Source organism: Paraburkholderia hiiakae (assembly GCF_904848665.1).
Lineage (GTDB): Bacteria > Pseudomonadota > Gammaproteobacteria > Burkholderiales > Burkholderiaceae > Paraburkholderia > Paraburkholderia hiiakae.
Window position 1 is genome coordinate 47,590 of the sequence record NZ_CAJHCQ010000032.1, and the last position, 15,956, is coordinate 63,545.

A 15,956-nucleotide genomic window follows, 5' to 3' on the forward strand; every position below is an offset into this window, starting at 1 on the left:
AGGAGTTGAGATGCAGATCGAGGAATTGCTTGCGAACCTCCATACCCAGATGATCGTGGGTGGCCGCGCCGTGCCCGCGCGCAGTGGCAAGACATTCGCCGTGTACGACCCCGCCAGCGGCCGCGAGATCGCGCAGGTACCCGACGGCGACGCCGATGACGTCGCGGCCGCCGTGGCCGTGGCGAAGAACGCGTTCGAATCGAGCGAATGGCGCCGTATGCCGCCCGCCGCGCGCGAACACCTGCTGCTCAAGCTTGCCGATCTCGTCGAGCAGCACGGCGACGAACTCGCGGCGCTGGAGACGCTCAACCAGGGCAAGCTGCTCGGCTTCTCGCGCATGCTCGAAGTCGGCGGCAGCGCGCAGTGGCTGCGCTACATGGCGGGGTGGGCGACCAAAATCGAAGGCAGCACGGTCGATCTGTCGTTGAGCTTTCCGCCGGGCGTGCAGTACCGCGCGTCGACGCAGCGCGTGCCGGTGGGTGTGGTCGCGGCCGTCGTGCCCTGGAACTTCCCGCTGCTGATGGCCGTGTGGAAAATCGCGCCTGCGCTCGCGTGCGGCTGCACGGTGGTGCTCAAGCCCGCCGAGGAAACGCCGCTCACCGCGATCCGCTTGGCCGAACTGGCGCTCGAAGCAGGCTTCCCGCCGGGTGTGCTCAATGTCGTGACCGGTCGTGGTGAAACGGCAGGCGCGGCACTGGTGCGTCATCCCGATGTCGACAAGGTGACGTTCACGGGCTCGACCGAAGTGGGGCGCCTGATCGGCGCGCAGTGCGGCCGGGATATCCGCCGCGTGTCGCTCGAACTGGGCGGCAAGAGCCCCGTGATCGTGCTGGACGACTGCGATCCGCGTAAGGCCATCGAAGGCGCGGCGGGCGCGATCTTCTTCAACCACGGCCAGGTGTGCACGGCAGGTTCGCGTCTTTATGTGCCGCGCTCGATGTATGGGCAAATCGTGGAAGGCATCGCGCAAGTGGCCAACAGCCTCGTGCTCGGTTCGGGTTTCGACGAGAAGACGCAAATGGGTCCGCTCGTTTCGTCGCGTCATCGCGACAAGGTCGTCGGCATGATCGCCGAAGGCCGTGCGCAGGGCGGCGAAATCATGGCGGGCGGCGCGGCTCATGACGGCGCGGGCTATTTCGTGCGCCCGACCGTGGTCGCCAACGAAGGGCGCAAGCCGCTTTCGCTCGTGAACGAAGAAGTGTTCGGCCCGGTGCTGGTCGCCATGCCCTACGACGATCTCGAAGAGGCCATCAGCGCCGCGAATTCGAGCGAGTACGGCCTTGGCGCAAGCGTGTGGACGAACCAGCTCGACAAGGCGCTGCGCGTGGTCGACCGCATGGAGGCGGGCACGGTCTGGGTCAACTCGCACAACATGGTCGATCCCGCGCTGCCGTTCGGCGGCTTCAAGTCGTCGGGCGTGGGGCGCGAACATGGCCGCGCAATCATCGACGCCTACACCGAGACGAAATCTGTCTGCTTCGCCTACTGAACCACGTTCGAGGATCAAGGCACAATGAATACGTCACCAGCGGATCTGCAGGGCCTCGCCATGCGCGAAGAGACGAATGCGAATTCACGAGCACGCCTGTGGGTCGCGATACTCGCGGGTGTGGTCGGGCCAGAGGTGTTCATCGTTCAGCCCGCGGTCGTTGAGGGCTTCGTGAAGTATCTGGGCTTCGACGCGGTCGCGGCGGGTTACGCCGCTTCGGTGGAGGTGTGGGGCATTGCGCTGAGCTCCATCCTGCTGCCGCTGTTCGCGAAGCGTGTGAACTGGCGCACGGTGATCGTGCTGTCGATTTTGCTGATGGCGTTCGGCAACGTGGCGTCGGCGTTCACGCCCGATCACAGCGTATTTCTTGTGCTGAGACTACTCGTGGGAATTGGCGCGGGCGGCCTCATTTCGCTCAGCTTCGCGGCGGTCGGGTTGACGGCCAATCCCGACCGCAACTTCGGCTACATGGTCATGTGGGTGATGATCTACGGCGCGCTGGGGTTGTGGCTCGTGCCGAGCGCGTTCGCCATTGGCGGCATGAAGCTGCTGCTGTTCTTCTTCGCCGCGTTTCCGCTCGTCGTGCTGCCATTCGTGCGCTATCTCCCGCGCGGCGGCGAAAGCGCGCCGCAAACCGATGCGAACGCGATCGAACTGCCGAGGACCGCGAAGGCGTCCGCGTTGCTCGCCATGCTGCTGTACTTCGTCGCGCAGGGCATCGTATGGGCCTATCTGTTCCTCATCGGCACCGTCGACGGCCTGAGCGAACAGCAGGTGGCCAACGCGCTCACGCTTTCGCAGTTCATGGGCGTGCTCGGCGCGTGGGCGTTCGGCGTGTGCGGCGCGCGCATCGGCCGCTCGCGCGCGCTCACGGTGAGCGTGCTCGGCGGCTCGCTGTGTCTGCTCTTTCTCACGACGCACACGACGTTGGCCATCTTCGCGCTGGTTGTTTGTATTTACAACTTCTTCTGGAACGTAGCCCAGCCGGCCTTGCTCTCGTCGATGGCCGTGTTCGACCGGCGCGGGCGCATGGTGCTGGCGGCCACCGCCATGCAGATGATCGGTCTCGCGACCGGCCCCGCGCTCGCCGCCTGGATCATGACGTCCGGCGCTTACTCGCAGGTGATCGGGTCCGGCGTTGCGTTGTTCGTCGCGAGCTGGTTCCTCATCTATTTCCCGGTGCGCTCGCATGCGCGCATGCTGCGCCGCGCCGCCACCGATACGGAGACTTCCGATGCCTGATCAAGACCTGTTGCAGCGGCGCCACCGCGTGCTTGGCAAGCGCGCGCCGCTCTTCTACGACACGCCTTTGCATCTCGTGCGCGGCGAAGGCGTCTGGCTTTACGACGCCGAAGGCAAGCGCTATCTCGACGCCTATAACAACGTGCCGCACGTAGGCCATTGCCATCCGCGGGTGAGCGAGGCCATCGCGAAACAGGCGTCGATGCTGAACACGAGCACGCGCTATCTGCACGAGAACATTGTGGAGTACGGCGAGCGCCTCGTTTCGACCTTCGACGCTTCCTTGCCGATGGTGATGTTCTGCTGCACGGGCAGCGAGGCAAACGAACTGGCGCTGCGCATGGCGCGAGAATGCACCGGCAACATGGGCATTATCTGCACCGCGCACTCGTATCACGGCAATACGGCGGCGGTGGTGCAGGTCAGCTCGTTTCTTTCCACGGAGCAGCAGCGCGGCCGCTATGTGCGCACGATCCCGGTGATCGACCCGTATCGCGAACGCGCAAGCATGAGCGAAGACGAACTCGCGAATCGCTATGCCGAGGACGTGCAGGCGGCCATCGACGCGTTCGAGGCCGACGGCGTGCGTGTAGCAGGCCTGCTGATGTGCTCGGGCCTCTCCTGCGAGGGCTTGCCGGACGTGCCCGCGGGTTATCTCGCGCGCGCCGTGGAGAAGGTACGCCGCGCGGGCGGCGTGTATATCTCCGACGAAGTGCAGGGAGGCTTTGGCCGTTTCGGCTCGCATTTCTGGGGACATCAGAAGCTTGGCGTCACGCCCGACATCGTCACGATGGGCAAGCCCATGGGCAACGGTCACCCGCTCGCGGGCGTGGTGGCGCGCCGGGAATTGATTGAAGACTTCGCCGAACGCAATCCGATGTATTTCAACACGTTTGCGGGCAACCCCGTTTCGTGTGCGGCGGGCATGGCGGTGCTCGACGTGATCGCAGACGAAGGCCTGCAGCAAAACGCGCAGACGGTAGGGCAATACGTGCTCGAACGTCTACGTGCGCTGGCGCAAAAGCACGCGGCGATCGGCGACGTGCGCGGCAGCGGACTCTTCTTCGCCGTGGAAATGGTCGAAGACCGCGCGGACAAGTCGCCAGCCGGCAGCGTGGCGCGCCGTGTCGTCAACGCCATGCGCGAGCGTGGCGTGCTCATCAGCCGTATCGGCGTGCACGACAACATCCTCAAGATCCGGCCGCCCATGCCGTTCACGGCGGTCCACGCCGACCAGTTGATCGACACACTCGACGCCGTGCTCAACGCCCTTTGAGAGGACCGCGATGACCGATACAGAAGACGCGCGCGCGTCGGAGAACGCGTTTGCGCTGCAGCGTCTCGCCACCCAGGCGCTTGAGTTGTGGGAGCTTGGCGATTGCGTGATCGCGCCGATCAAGATCCGCGAGAATGCCGTGTTTCGTGTGGATAGCCGCGACGGCCGGCGCGCGGTGCTGCGCATTCACCGCCTCGGCTATCACGACGACGCGGCGCTGCATTCGGAATTCGAGTGGATGCAAGCGCTCGCGAGCGCGGGCGTCGAGGTGCCGCGCGTAGTGAAATCGCGCGCGGGGCACCCGTTCGAGCGCGTGCATAGCGATGAAATGCCGGCAGGCCGCCAGATCGACGTGCTCGAATGGGTCGACGGTCGTCAGCTAGGCGCGCTCGAATCGGGGCTCGATGGCGGCGAGGAGGACGTCGCGGGGCGCTATTACACGCTTGGCGGCATGGCGGCGCGCATGCACAACCATACGAGCGCGTGGCGGGCCCCTGCGGGCTTCAAGCGGCATAGCTGGTGCGAGGAAGGGCTCGCGGGCAGCGAGCCGCTCTGGGGCCGCTTCTGGGAGCTGGAGCAACTGAGTGCGCCGCAACGGCGGCTCTTCGAGCGTGCGCGTGAGGCGCTCTGGGCTGACTTGAGCGCCTATGGCAAGGATGCCGGGCAGTTCGGCCTGATCCATGCGGATCTCGTGCCCGAGAACGTGCTCGTGGACGGCGAGCGCGTGCGCGTGATCGATTTCGACGATGCGGGCTTCGGCTGGCATTTGTTCGACGTTGCGACGTCGCTCTACTTCATCCGCGGCGAGCCGTACTTCGATACGGCAATGGAAGCCTTCGTCACGGGCTACCGCGCGCATCGTCCGCTAGTCGATGAGCAGTTGCGGCAATTGCCGCTCTTCATGGCGGCGCGCAGCACGACCTACCTCGGCTGGGTGCATAAGAAGAAGCACACGGAAACGGCAAAGACACTCACGCCGGTACTGATCGATTACGCGACTTCGGCTGTCGAGGAATATCTGCGCGGCAGGTGAGGGCAGCGCCGGGGCATGCTCCGGCGCGCGTTATTTCGGACGATTGTCCGAAGGCATGGCGTCGAAAAGCTCGCGATAGTCCTGCGTGAAATGACCCGAATGGAAAAAGCCCCATCGCTGCGCCGCGTCGCGCACGGTGAGTTCGCCGGCCGGCGCTTTGCGAAGCAATTGGCGCACGTAGTTCAGGCGTATCGCGCGCATATATTCCACGGGCGTTTTGCCGGTCACGAGACGAAAGCTCGTCTGCACCGTGCGTCGGCTGATACGCAGTGATTCGCAGAGCTCGTGCACAGTCACGGGTTCCAGCGGGCGCGCAATGATCATCTCGTGCGCGCGTGCGACTACGTCGCTATGCGACATCCAGGTGATATCGGCTTTATCGTCGTGAATGCCGGTCTCGACCACGGCATCGAGCATTTCGAAAATCTGCGCGGTCACGGTGCGTTGGGCCAGTTCCGACTCTGCGAACGCGTTGAGCGCAAATGCCTCGTCGGTCACGTAACGCCACAAGGCGATGAACTGCTCGCGCGCGCCGGGTTCGAGCGGAATCACGGAAGTCTTGGTGAAAAAACGGCTTTCGAGGCGTGCGGCCAGTTCCGGGCGTTCGCGCAGGAACGGCAGCTTCACGCCAATGCCGAGGATGGCGGTCTCGCCCGGAAAATGCAGCACAAATTCGCGGTTCGCCCGCGCGCAGATCAGGGAATCGGCCGTAACGGCGCGGTCCGCGAAAGTCACCGGAGAACTCGCGTCGAGCACGATGCCGAACACGAGCATGTCACTGGGCGTGCTGCCCTGCTGCACGATACGGCGGTTCACGGACTCGTAGAACACGTGTATGCCGTCGCTGCCGATTTGCTGGAGGCGACCGTGGAATTGTCCACAATCGAGCTGGAAGTATTGCTGTTCCCAGCCGGAAAGCAGCGCCGCGTGTTCGCCGGCGTCGGTAAAGGTGTGATTCTCGAGCTGCATGCTGATTGCGAATAAAACGCGGTACCGATCGGGGTGGCGGCCATCCTGGTCACCATTCACTGACCGCCTGGTCGGTTAATGCCGGTGTGAGGATGACGGGCGGAACGCTTTCTCGCAAGTCCGGGATGGCCCTCTCCGGGATGCCCCTAGCTTGCTTTAGTTGATTTGTCTCCTTTCTTCGCTTCGGCCATGCCGTGGCGAGCCGCGATCGATCTTGTGCTTGTCGATCGTTTTTGTCTGATGTATGCGCTCGCACCTTCTTCGTGAGGCGGCGTGGGTTGGCTAGTGGTATGAAAACAGCGTACTCGCCGCTGCGCGAGAAAAAAATGCGTGCGTGCGGCAGGGCGCCTGGTGGGTTTCCTCACCGATCTAAAGGTTTTACCAGGGTGCGATCTAGGCCGCGGCGCACGGGCGAGTCAGGCGGTGGAAATTGCGGTCGAAGTAGACGAGACCGTCACCGTCGCTGCGCACGCGGATATGGGTCGCCTTCACGAACATGACCGAGTGAGAGCCGACATCCTTGAGTTCGACGATCTCGCCTTGCAGGCTCGCGAGTGCATCGCGCAGCACGGGCACGCCATGCTCGCCTTCATCCCAGAACGGCAGGTTAAAGCGCGCGTCCATCGACAGTTGCGTGAGGCCCGCAAAGTGTTTTGCCAGCAGCTCGTGCTCGCCGGGCAGCACATTCACGCATACGCGGCCGTTGCCTGCGAAGGTGGCGTGCATCGCGCTCGAACGGTTCAGGCAGATGAGCAGCGTAGGCGGTGCGTCCGTGACGGAGCACACGGCGCTTGCGGTAATGCCGCAGCGGCCGAACGGACCGGCCGTGGTGATCACGTTGACGGCGGCGGACAAATGCGCCATGGCCTGGCGGAAATCCTTGCGGGTGTCATGCGTCGGGAGCGTGCTGGAGGTGTCGGACATGATGGGTGTTTTCCGTGCAATTGCTGATCTGGTGATTCGAGTTTGTGATTCACAGCGTACGGCAAGCACCGCGCGAAAAATACTGTCACGATTGGCCTGAGTGATGGCGTCGCTCCCGAGCCTTCTAAAGATTTCACCAGGTATCGCGGAAACTGCTATATGCGCATTGAAATTGCGCGTCGGAATTACGGGCTAATGCGCATTTTCAGGGCTTTATTGGCTGGTTATGATGGGTCATGCAACTGCGGGAGCGCGCAAATGAAATGGGACGGCACAGGGCACGTCTCGCAGCGCTTCGCAACGAACAATAGCGGAGAGAGCAGATGACTTTACCTGCTCCGGTCATCTATATCGTCGACGACGACAACGGCATGCGCACCTCGCTCGCGTGGCTGCTGGAATCGGTCGGCGTGAAATCGGAAGGGTTCGCCAACGCAGCCGAGTTTCTGCGTGCATTCGATCCCGATGTTCCTGCATGTCTGGTGCTCGACGTGCGCATGCCAGAGACCAGCGGTTTCGATGTGCAGGCGGAGTTGAATCGGCGGGGTGCGACGTTACCTATCATTTTCGTGAGCGGACACGGCGACATACCGATGTCCGTGCGCGCGCTGCAAAACGGCGCGATTGATTTCGTGGAAAAGCCGTACAACTCGCAGCAAATGCTCGATCGCGTGCAACGCGCGATGAAGCTTGCCACACAGCGTCATGCCGCCGACCAGAAACGGCGTGATCTGCGCAAACGTCTCGAATCGCTCACGGGGCGCGAGCGGGAAGTGCTGCGAGGTGTGATCGACGGCAAGGGCAGCAAGCGCATCGCGTCGGAACTCGACATCAGCGTGAAGACGGTCGACGTGCATCGCGCGAGCATCAAGGACAAACTCGGTGCCGCGTCTATCGCGACGCTCGTGCGCGATGTGATGGCGGTATGGGACCAGGACGCGCAGACGCACACGTCGTGAGGCGGCGTGTGCATCGCGCGTTTTGGCGCACGAATTAGCGCACGGGTTAGCGCACGGGTTAGCGCATATAGAGACCGCCGTTGATGTCCCAGCATGCGCCGTTGGCGAAGTACGCGTTGCCCGAGGCGAGCAGCACTGCAGCGTCGGCGACGTAGTCGGCGGCGCCCAGGCGCCCCACGGGAATGCTCGCAACCACTTTGTCGAGTTTGTCCGCGGGAACGCTCTCGTGCACGATAGGCAAATCGAGCGGCCCCGGCGAAATGGCATTCACGGTCACGCCGGAGGCGGCGAGGTCACGCGCGAACACTTTGGTGAGCGTGATGGCGCCGCCCTTGGCTGCCGCATAGTGCGCGCCCGTTGCCGAGCCGCCATTCTGGCCGGCCAGCGAAGCGATATTCACAATGCGCCCTTCGCCCTGGTTCGCGAAGTGCTGCCCGAACACCTGGCAGCCGAACAGCACGCTGCGCAAATTGATGTCGATGACCTGATCGAACTGTTCGGCCGTGATCTCCATGACGGGCACGACCTTCGATGCACCCGCATTGTTCACGAGCGCATCGACGCGGCCCCAGCGCGCGACGATCGCGTCGCGCGCGCTCGCGAAATCTTCTTTGCGCGTGACGTCTAGCTTCAACGCAAACGCGCTCGACTCATCGGCGCTCAAGGCGCGCGCGGTGGCAGCGGCGGCATCGAATGCCACGTCGCCGAGGACAACGCGGTAGCCCGCCGCATGAAAACGCGCGGCAATCACGGCGCCGAGGCCGCGCGCCGCGCCGGTAACGAGGACGACTCTGCTGGACATGGGTTTCTATTCCTTGAAAATTTCAGCTGGCGAGCGCTGCTTCGAACGCTGCGGCAACGGCGCAAACCTGTTCGTCGGCGCCATGGCGTCCAATGATCTGCAGCCCGGCCTTCAGCGGCGAGCCTTCAATGGGCAGCGGCAGACTCAGCGCCGGATGACCGCTGAGATTGAACGGGCGGATCAGCGACGACATCGCGATCACCGACACACCGCGCCGCGCATCGTCGATCGTGATCGGCAAGGCGGGAAGCGTGGGCATCACGATCACATCGACGCTGTCTAGCGCGCGATCCACGGCATCGGTAAAGCTGCGGCGCACACATTCCGCCGCGCTCACCTGGTCGGACGTAGTGGACGAAGCGGCGCGCAGGCGCGTTTCGAGATCCGCGCCGAGCTTGCCGCTCTCCACGAGATGGCCGAATGCCGCCCACGTTTCCGCGTTGATGATCGCAAGGCCTGCGTGGAAGGCGTCGGCGAGGCCCGCAAGCTCGATAGCCTGTGACGAAAACCCCGCATGTTGCGGCGCGCGCGAGACGGCGGCAAGCAGGTCCGCTTGTGCATCGACTTGCGCGATACCGATTCTGCACGCAGTGACTTTCTTGCGCGCGGCTGCCTTGTCGAACACGGGCGCGATGACGGCCATCGTCTCGACGATCATGCTCACGTCGCAGGCAAACGGGCCCACGCAATCGAGCGTCGATTCGACGGGCGCGACGCCGCGCCGCGATACGCGCGCGAACGTGGGCTTGAGGCCGACTACGCCGCAGCATGCAGCGGGGCCGCGAATCGAGCCGCCCGTGTCGGTGCCGAGCGCAGCCTCCGCGAGCCCCTGGCCGACCGCGCTCGCAGAGCCGCTCGACGAGCCGCCCGGAATGCGCGTCGCGTCTTGCGGATTGACGGGCGTGCCCGTGTAATCGTTTATGCCTGTCATGCCGAACGCCAGTTCGTGCATGTTGGCCTTGCCGACGATTTTCCACTTCGCGTCGAGCAGCAACTGCACCACGTCTGCATGCTTTTGCGCGTGCGCGGTCTCCGCGAGCGCGCGGCTCGCGCCCGTCGTGCGCATGCCCGCAATGTCGATGGTGTCCTTGATGACGATGGTGGGTCCGTCGCCTCCACGAGTGAAGGCACTGATCAATGCGCTCATCGATTCGATTTCCTTTTGGGGTCAGGCAGCCGGACGCGGCGACACGCGCCATGGCGCGTCGAAAAGCCGCTCGGTGCGAAAGTGCGCGATGAGCCACGTAGAAGCATCGGGCGCAGGCACGAAGTCCACTTCGAGCCGCGCGCCGATCAACTCCGCGCGCTCGTCCACGTAGCCCGAAGCCTGCAGCATGATCCAGCGTCCCGACGCGCGCGCGGGCGTCACCATTTCGATGCTCTCGGACGTGAGAAAGTGCACGTTGGTCGCGAAGTGCGGCGCGGGCGGCAGATAGCGCGCGAGCATCGCAACAATGGCATCGCGGCCTTCGATGCGGCCAAACTTGCTCGTATATTGCGGACCGATGCCTTCCCACACCGCATCGGCCGTGAAAAGGCTGGCGAGCGATTCGCCGTCGAGCGCGCCGCTCGGCACGTCGCACAGCGCCATGTAGCGCGCCATGGTTTTCCGGGCGGCGCAAGCGCCTTCGAGTGCGGCGAGGCGCGCTTCCAGCGCCGCAATCGTGCGTGCAGCGTCAGTGGTCGTCGCCATGGGATCAAGCGGTCGCGGCCGGCGGCACGGCGAGCGCACGTCCCACGCGCGCCTCGATCTTGCCGTAGCGCCACAGGTTGTACTCGCCCACCGGCGTCGTGCGATAAAGATTGCAAACGGCCACGGCCGTATCGAAGTCAGCAACGTCGGCCATGATGTAGAAGGTCCACGGCGCGCCTGCGGCCTGGCCGACCACGAGGCGGTCGTCGTCCATGATGCCGAGCACCTTGACGCCTTCCATGGCTTCTACTGCGGCGAGCATCTTGCCGTACGCCTGCCATACTTCGCCGATCTTCTCGCGCGGCAGGTCGAAGAAGTTTTGCGTCACGCCACAGCAGAACAGCACGCGCAGCGCAAGGGAGCTGGAAGTTTCGGACATTTGATCGATTCCTTGTGATATGTGATGGATACGGTTACAGATAGCCGGGAATCGGCGGCACGCCGACGAACACCGCGCCCGCGCCGTCGAAATTGCCTTCGCCGAGGAACGCGTGCTGCGTCACTACCATGGCGTCGCGCAGCAAACGCTGCAGCGGGTGCGTCTTGTAGATCGCCATCGTGCCGCCAAGACGATACGCGCGATTCACCACGTCGGCGCCTTCGCGCGCGATGTGCGTGGCGGCGAGGCGCAGCAGGCTGACCTGGTCGGGCGTCACGGGGTTGCCGGCGAGAATCGATTGCCAGACGCTGTCGGTCGACTCGTAGAAGAACGCGCGTGCCGAACGCAGCTGCGCCTCGGCCTTCGCAAGCTCGATGCGGTAGTAGGCGCGGTCCGCGAGTTGCGGCGCGCCGGTCGTCGTGCGGCGGCCGCCGGACATATGGTTCGCCACGTCGAGCGCCGCGCGCGCGAGACCGAGGTTGACGACCGCGAGCACCTGGGCCGCGTATGCGACGGTCGGATAGCGATAGAGCGGCTCGTCCACGCAAGGCGTCCCGCCGCGCACGAAGGTCCAGTCGTCGGTGACGATCTGGTCGGTCACGCGCAGGTCGTGGCTGCCCGTTCCCTGCATGCCGACCACGTTCCAGTTTTCGACGATCTCGACCTGCTCGGGGCGGAACACGGCCGTGCGCGGCTTGTTCGGGGCGTTGCCCGCGCCGTTGCCGGTGCTGATGCCCACGCCGAGCCAGTCGGCGCCCTTGCAGCCGCTCGCGAATTTCCACATACCGTTCACGCGCCAGCCGCCTTCAACCGCCTGTACGTTCTGCACGGGAAAGAGGCCGCCCGCGAAGGCCTGATCGGGGCCGCTCGCGTAGATTTGCGCCTGCGTTTCAAGCGGCAGCGCGGCGAGGTAGACATTGGCCGAGCCGAAGCTCGCGACCCATGCCGCGGAGCCGTCGGCGACAGCAATCCGCTCGATCATCTCGAGGAATTCGCCAGGCGCGCGCGCGTCGCCGCCAAAGCGCTTCGGCGTGCCCGCGCGAAAAATGCCCGCGCGCTTGAAGAGATCGATGACGTCGCGCGGGACGTGCGAAAGCCGGTCGAATTCGTCGCGGCGCGCGGCCACGACGTCGATGACCTCATCGAGCGAGAGGCGGCCGCCCGAGTGCGTTGCGCAGGCCTCTGCATTGATGTCGCTATGGGACGCGACGGCGGTCGCAACTAATGCCATGGTGTTTCTCCTGAGTTCCTGAGCCGCAAGGTTGAAGGCCATGTGTATCGGGCGCAGCGCGAACGCGTGCGCACAGTCTGGAACTCAGTCTAAAAAGGCAAAAAGGGGTCATCAATTGGGACGCCGCACGCATTTTTAAGTAGCGTTCCCCGCGCGCCTAAAGAAATCTTCAGATTCCCCGCTCCGCGCCCGGATGTTATCGTTTGGGGACCACCAGGCGGGCGTGCCGCCATATCCGGTTCACGATCATGACGTACCCCACCGAAGACGATTTCCGCCGCCTGCTCGACGCCTTGACCTTATGCGTGCTGCTGCACGACGCCAGCACGAAGGCGATCGTCTGGGCCAATCGCGCGGCCTGTATCGCGCTCGGCTTTTCCGTCGAAGAACTGCTGCCGCTGAAAGCGCGCGACATGACGCGTCCGGTGCCGAAATACGCGCGCGAAATCGCCGTGGCGGCGATGGACCGCTCGATCACCGAAGGGCCGCAGGGCTATGAATGGTGCTATCGCTCTCGCACCGGGCAGGACATGCTTTCCGAAGCGATTGCGACCTACGTGCCGCTCAAGGAGCGCGCCGTCGTGATGGTGCAGTTTCGCGACATCAGTGCGGAAGAGGCGATGCGACAAGCATTGCGGCGCCACGAAACGCGGCTGCGCGAATTCATGCAGGACCTCAGCGAAGGCGTGGCGGTGCTCACGCGCGACGGCACGGTCGACTTCATCAGCGATTCCGGGCGCCGCGTGCTCGGCCTCGCCGCTGAACAAGCGCCGGGTTCCGTGTTCGACTACTGCAGCGAGCGCAACCGCGAGCGCCTTGCCGAGCAACTCGACGACGCGCCGCTGCAGGGCCCGTCCGAGCCGCAGCGCTATCGCATGACGCGCCGCGACGGCAGCGCGTGCTGGCTGCGCATTACCTGCCGGCGGCTCGTGATAGAAGACGATCTCGACGGTCTGTTGATCCACTTTCGCGACATCTCCGACGAGGTGAGTATCGAAGAAGCACGCCGCACAGAGGCGCGCATGCTCGAATACGCGGGGCGTTACAACGCAATGGGAGAAATGGCCACGGCGATTGCGCACGAGTTGAGCCAGCCGCTCGCGGCGGTGCGCAATTTCATTGAAGGCGCGATAAGGCGGCTCGAACAGGCGGGGCCGGTTGAAGATGCGATCTGGGGTCTGCGCAGTGCCGACCGCCAGGCGGAGCACGCCGCGCTCATCATCAAGAGCGTGCGCGAATACATCGTGAAGCGCGAGCCGACCGAAACGCGCTCGGACCTGCGCGAGATTCTTGGCGAGGTCGCTTACTTCATCGAACTGCGCGCGAGCGACGCGGGCGTGCGGGTGCATATCGTGCAGCCCAAGGCTGCGCTACCCGTGATGTGCGAGCGCGTGTTGATCGGGCAGGTCGTGCTCAATCTCGCGTTCAACGCGATCGACGCGCTGGCCGATGTCGATGCGGACCGGCGCGATCTCACGCTCGCGTGCGAGGAGAAAGACGGCAGGGCGCTCGTGAGCGTGATGGACAACGGCCCGGGCGTGCCTGCCGATGCGCATGGCCGCCTCTTCGACGGCTTTTCGTCGTCGAAGGCGGGCGGCAACGGCATCGGCCTCTCGCTGTGCAAGAACATCGTCACGCGGCACCACGGCGCGATCTGGGCGCAGCCCGCTCCGGGCGGCGGGCTCGAATGCTGCTTCGCGCTGCCGCTCATCCCCGCGAGTTAGCGCCCGAGCGAACGGGCCGTTTTGCCGCCAAGGCCGAAGTCGGTACTCGGGATGTCCTTGATGATCACCCGCGTGGCACCGAGCGCAGAGTCGAGCACCTCGGCGCTGGTCGTTGCGAGCGCATCGATCAGCGCGGCTTTCTGTTCTAGCGTACGCCCTGCAATCAGGATCGCGACGATCACCGGCAGCGAAGGTGGCGCGCCATCGGCGGCACGCTTGCCGCCGATGCCGTAGTGCGTATCAGCCAGTTCGCTCAGCAATATGCGCACCGATTCGGCGGGCGCGCCGATCGCTTCGACGGTGGCATCGGTCAGACGGGCAATCAGCTGTGCCTTGCGTGCTTCCGCGTGGCCCGCGGGCAAATAGACTTCGAGTGTAGGCATGGCGTCGAATGGAAGCCGGGCGCGCGAGCCGAGCCGCGCGCCCCTGTTTTTAGAGCAGGAATCCGATCGCGCTCAGCGCTTCGGTCGAATCGATCAGGCGGATCACCTTTTGCAGAAGCTTCGGCTCGCCGCTCGCGAAGCTGATGCGGTGCGTGAGGTCCGCTGCGAAGATCGTGTTCGCGCCGCGCTTGTACGCCACGATGATCTGCGCCGACTTCACTTCCACGGTATCGGCCGCATCGCTCGAGAGCGTGAAGCGCGAGACCGTGCGCACCGTGCGCGCCGCATCGCTCGCCGACGCCGAATAGCCCGACGTCATGCGCTGCACGCGCATCTCGCGCATGTGCTGGTCGTCGTACGCGTAGTTCAGCGCAGCGGCGAAGTCGGTCGTGCTCGGGTCGATCGGCACGACGTAGTGGCCTTTCGGGTCCCACAGTTCGAGCCAGGCGCTGTATTCGCGGCGATCCAGCATTTCCGCTTCGCGCCAGATGAACTGCACGGCGCGCGTAAAGGTCTCTTGCGAGTTGAGTACGTTTCGATCGTCCATCATGCCTCCATCATGGCGCGCCACTGCGCATACGCTTCGCGCATGCCGGTTTCGTCAGTGGCGTGTGCGGTTTTTTCTCCGTTCGGTGCCGTGGTTTCGCGGTTCAGGCCGCGGTTCACGAGAATCGGCGTGCCGGGGCCGGCGTGGGAGCCGCGCTGTACGCGCTCCCAGGCTTCTGCGTCGTCGGGGCTGCCGAAGCCGAACGGGCCCTGGAAGTGTTCGTGAATACGCAGGCGCACGCGGTTGGCTTCCTCGGGGCCGCCGTCCATGGCGAGCGCCACGTGGCGAATTTCCGTTTCCTCTGCCGAAATGGGCCGCAGCACGCGGAAGAACGCCATCGACAGCGCGAGGTTCGGGAAGAGGTTCAGGTTGAAGCCCACACCCATCATCGAGCGCACGATGCGGCGCACTTCTTCGGGCGTGTGGCGCTCGGCAAGTTGCGCGGCCAGCTCCTGGAAACGCTCGGGCAGCGGCGCGCCATCGTCCTGGTCGAGGTCGACGAGTTCGGGCACGAGGACGGCCAGGCTGTGGCCATTGCCGAGTGAGCGGCAGAAGGCCTGATCGCTCGTCATGAAGCTCGTGATCGCCGCCGCCGTTTCGTCGTCGATCGACTTCATCCACGACTTGTGCACCACCGGGAAGTGATAGAGGTCCGTGGTGTTCTCGAGCTGGATCTTCCAGTTGCCCTTGAACTTGAACTTGTGTTCGCCGTTGGCCTTCACGGGGTATCCCGCGCCTTGCTTCATGAAGAGGTCGATCCACGGCTTCGCGCCGCCGAGGAAGTCTTCAAGCGGTTCGATATCCTGATTGAAGCTCGCAAAGATGAGGCCCTGATAAATGCCCACGCGCAGCTTTTCGAGCGGTAGGTCGCCCTTCTCGCACACGCCTTCGTAGCCGTCGCCATAGGGCAGCGCGCGCAGCGTGCCATCGAGCGCGTACGACCAGCTATGGTAGGGGCACGTGAAGCCCTTGGCGTTGCCCTTGTGCTCTTCGCACACGGTCGCGCCGCGATGGCGGCAGCGGTTTTGCAGCACGTTCACCGTGCCCGTTTTGTCGCGCACGACGATAACCGGCTGGCGGCCGATGGTCGTGGTTCGGAAGTCGCCTGCGTTGGGCAGTTCGCTTTCGTGCGCAACCCAGATCCACGTCTTGTAGAAAATGCGCTCGAGTTCCGCTTCGAACAGCGCCGGATCGTAGTACAGCGAAGGCGCGATGCGGTCCGTCTCTACGCGGCCGCGCAGCGTACTCGTGTCGATGGTCTGCCAGGTATCGCTCATGATGTCGGAGTATCGGGGTGATCGCGAT

General features: G+C 64.4%; 16 protein-coding genes. 6 read left to right on the plus strand and 10 right to left on the minus strand.

Annotation, left to right across the window (positions count from 1 at the left end; all coding sequences use genetic code 11):
* The first annotated feature begins 10 nt into the window (after window positions 1-10).
* Genes styD through JMY28_RS36320 form a run of 4 tightly spaced genes read left to right on the plus strand, consistent with a single transcriptional unit; the run spans window position 11 to window position 5,040 of the window.
* Entirely contained in the window at window positions 11-1,489 is a 1,479-nt protein-coding gene (gene styD / locus JMY28_RS36305) for a phenylacetaldehyde dehydrogenase StyD (protein ID WP_201700699.1), read from the plus strand.
* Window positions 1,490-1,513: 24 nt separating this feature from the next.
* Entirely contained in the window at window positions 1,514-2,731 is a 1,218-nt protein-coding gene (locus tag JMY28_RS36310; protein WP_201700700.1) for an MFS transporter, read from the plus strand.
* Window positions 2,724-4,007, plus strand: coding sequence for an aminotransferase class III-fold pyridoxal phosphate-dependent enzyme (locus JMY28_RS36315; RefSeq protein ID WP_201700701.1), 1,284 nt, complete (start codon window positions 2,724-2,726; stop codon window positions 4,005-4,007). Before JMY28_RS36310 ends, JMY28_RS36315 begins: the two co-directional genes overlap by 8 nt.
* A 10-nt stretch (window positions 4,008-4,017) precedes the next feature.
* Entirely contained in the window at window positions 4,018-5,040 is a 1,023-nt protein-coding gene (locus tag JMY28_RS36320; RefSeq protein ID WP_201700702.1) for a phosphotransferase enzyme family protein, read from the plus strand.
* Between the two features lie 30 nt (window positions 5,041-5,070).
* On the opposite strand, the gene JMY28_RS36325 is transcribed toward JMY28_RS36320, so the two are convergent.
* Together JMY28_RS36325 and hpaC are read right to left on the minus strand one after the other, a co-directional pair.
* Window positions 5,071-6,009, minus strand: coding sequence for a helix-turn-helix domain-containing protein (locus JMY28_RS36325; protein WP_201700703.1), 939 nt, complete (start codon window positions 6,007-6,009; stop codon window positions 5,071-5,073).
* Between the two features lie 393 nt (window positions 6,010-6,402).
* The gene (hpaC, locus tag JMY28_RS36330) at window positions 6,403-6,933 is read right to left on the minus strand and encodes a 4-hydroxyphenylacetate 3-monooxygenase, reductase component (RefSeq protein ID WP_201700704.1); all 531 of its coding nucleotides are present in this window, start codon (window positions 6,931-6,933) and stop codon (window positions 6,403-6,405) included.
* A gap of 323 nt (window positions 6,934-7,256) precedes the next feature.
* On the opposite strand from hpaC, the gene JMY28_RS36335 reads away from it, so the two are divergent.
* On the plus strand, window positions 7,257-7,892 hold the full coding sequence (locus JMY28_RS36335) for a response regulator transcription factor (RefSeq protein ID WP_201700705.1): 636 nt from the start codon (window positions 7,257-7,259) through the stop codon (window positions 7,890-7,892).
* Window positions 7,893-7,950: 58 nt separating this feature from the next.
* On the opposite strand, the gene JMY28_RS36340 is transcribed toward JMY28_RS36335, so the two are convergent.
* The 5 genes from JMY28_RS36340 to JMY28_RS36360 are packed head-to-tail and all read right to left on the minus strand — an operon-like array spanning window position 7,951 to window position 11,997.
* On the minus strand, window positions 7,951-8,694 hold the full coding sequence (locus tag JMY28_RS36340) for an SDR family NAD(P)-dependent oxidoreductase (RefSeq protein ID WP_201700706.1): 744 nt from the start codon (window positions 8,692-8,694) through the stop codon (window positions 7,951-7,953).
* Between the two features lie 22 nt (window positions 8,695-8,716).
* Window positions 8,717-9,841 (minus strand): amidase, encoded by a 1,125-nt coding sequence (locus tag JMY28_RS36345; protein WP_201700707.1) that lies wholly within the window; start codon window positions 9,839-9,841, stop codon window positions 8,717-8,719.
* A 21-nt stretch (window positions 9,842-9,862) separates the two neighbouring features.
* The gene (locus tag JMY28_RS36350; protein WP_201700708.1) at window positions 9,863-10,387 is read right to left on the minus strand and encodes a nuclear transport factor 2 family protein; all 525 of its coding nucleotides are present in this window, start codon (window positions 10,385-10,387) and stop codon (window positions 9,863-9,865) included.
* A gap of 4 nt (window positions 10,388-10,391) precedes the next feature.
* Complete coding sequence (locus JMY28_RS36355) at window positions 10,392-10,766, minus strand: hypothetical protein (protein WP_201700709.1); 375 nt, start codon at window positions 10,764-10,766, stop codon at window positions 10,392-10,394.
* Between the two features lie 34 nt (window positions 10,767-10,800).
* The gene (locus JMY28_RS36360; RefSeq protein ID WP_201700710.1) at window positions 10,801-11,997 is read right to left on the minus strand and encodes an acyl-CoA dehydrogenase family protein; all 1,197 of its coding nucleotides are present in this window, start codon (window positions 11,995-11,997) and stop codon (window positions 10,801-10,803) included.
* Window positions 11,998-12,245: 248 nt separating this feature from the next.
* On the opposite strand from JMY28_RS36360, the gene JMY28_RS36365 reads away from it, so the two are divergent.
* Window positions 12,246-13,721, plus strand: a complete 1,476-nt coding sequence (locus tag JMY28_RS36365; protein WP_201700711.1) for an ATP-binding protein — start codon at window positions 12,246-12,248, stop codon at window positions 13,719-13,721.
* Here JMY28_RS36365 and JMY28_RS36370 read toward each other — a convergent pair.
* The 3 genes from JMY28_RS36370 to JMY28_RS36380 are packed head-to-tail and all read right to left on the minus strand — an operon-like array spanning window position 13,718 to window position 15,928.
* A complete protein-coding gene (locus tag JMY28_RS36370) occupies window positions 13,718-14,104 on the minus strand; it encodes a 2-hydroxymuconate tautomerase family protein (protein WP_201700712.1) in 387 nt (128 codons plus the stop codon). The genes JMY28_RS36365 and JMY28_RS36370 overlap by 4 nt on opposite strands.
* A gap of 49 nt (window positions 14,105-14,153) precedes the next feature.
* Complete coding sequence (locus tag JMY28_RS36375) at window positions 14,154-14,654, minus strand: aromatic-ring-hydroxylating dioxygenase subunit beta (protein WP_201700713.1); 501 nt, start codon at window positions 14,652-14,654, stop codon at window positions 14,154-14,156.
* Entirely contained in the window at window positions 14,651-15,928 is a 1,278-nt protein-coding gene (locus JMY28_RS36380; RefSeq protein ID WP_201700714.1) for an aromatic ring-hydroxylating oxygenase subunit alpha, read from the minus strand. The genes JMY28_RS36375 and JMY28_RS36380 overlap by 4 nt, the downstream gene beginning before the upstream one ends.
* Between the last annotated feature and the right edge of the window lie 28 nt (window positions 15,929-15,956).

Excerpts from the sequence above, each read along its gene's own strand:
- styD (WP_201700699.1), top strand. The coding sequence starts at position 11 with ATGCAGATCGAGGAATTGCTTGCGAACCTCCATACCCAGATGATCGTG.
- JMY28_RS36310 (WP_201700700.1), top strand. The coding sequence starts at position 1,514 with ATGAATACGTCACCAGCGGATCTGCAGGGCCTCGCCATGCGCGAAGAG.
- JMY28_RS36315 (WP_201700701.1), top strand. The coding sequence starts at position 2,724 with ATGCCTGATCAAGACCTGTTGCAGCGGCGCCACCGCGTGCTTGGCAAG.
- JMY28_RS36320 (WP_201700702.1), top strand. The coding sequence starts at position 4,018 with ATGACCGATACAGAAGACGCGCGCGCGTCGGAGAACGCGTTTGCGCTG.
- JMY28_RS36325 (WP_201700703.1), bottom strand. The coding sequence starts at position 6,009 with ATGCAGCTCGAGAATCACACCTTTACCGACGCCGGCGAACACGCGGCG.
- hpaC (WP_201700704.1), bottom strand. The coding sequence starts at position 6,933 with ATGTCCGACACCTCCAGCACGCTCCCGACGCATGACACCCGCAAGGAT.
- JMY28_RS36335 (WP_201700705.1), top strand. The coding sequence starts at position 7,257 with ATGACTTTACCTGCTCCGGTCATCTATATCGTCGACGACGACAACGGC.
- JMY28_RS36340 (WP_201700706.1), bottom strand. The coding sequence starts at position 8,694 with ATGTCCAGCAGAGTCGTCCTCGTTACCGGCGCGGCGCGCGGCCTCGGC.
- JMY28_RS36345 (WP_201700707.1), bottom strand. The coding sequence starts at position 9,841 with ATGAGCGCATTGATCAGTGCCTTCACTCGTGGAGGCGACGGACCCACC.
- JMY28_RS36350 (WP_201700708.1), bottom strand. The coding sequence starts at position 10,387 with ATGGCGACGACCACTGACGCTGCACGCACGATTGCGGCGCTGGAAGCG.
- JMY28_RS36355 (WP_201700709.1), bottom strand. The coding sequence starts at position 10,766 with ATGTCCGAAACTTCCAGCTCCCTTGCGCTGCGCGTGCTGTTCTGCTGT.
- JMY28_RS36360 (WP_201700710.1), bottom strand. The coding sequence starts at position 11,997 with ATGGCATTAGTTGCGACCGCCGTCGCGTCCCATAGCGACATCAATGCA.
- JMY28_RS36365 (WP_201700711.1), top strand. The coding sequence starts at position 12,246 with ATGACGTACCCCACCGAAGACGATTTCCGCCGCCTGCTCGACGCCTTG.
- JMY28_RS36370 (WP_201700712.1), bottom strand. The coding sequence starts at position 14,104 with ATGCCTACACTCGAAGTCTATTTGCCCGCGGGCCACGCGGAAGCACGC.
- JMY28_RS36375 (WP_201700713.1), bottom strand. The coding sequence starts at position 14,654 with ATGATGGACGATCGAAACGTACTCAACTCGCAAGAGACCTTTACGCGC.
- JMY28_RS36380 (WP_201700714.1), bottom strand. The coding sequence starts at position 15,928 with ATGAGCGATACCTGGCAGACCATCGACACGAGTACGCTGCGCGGCCGC.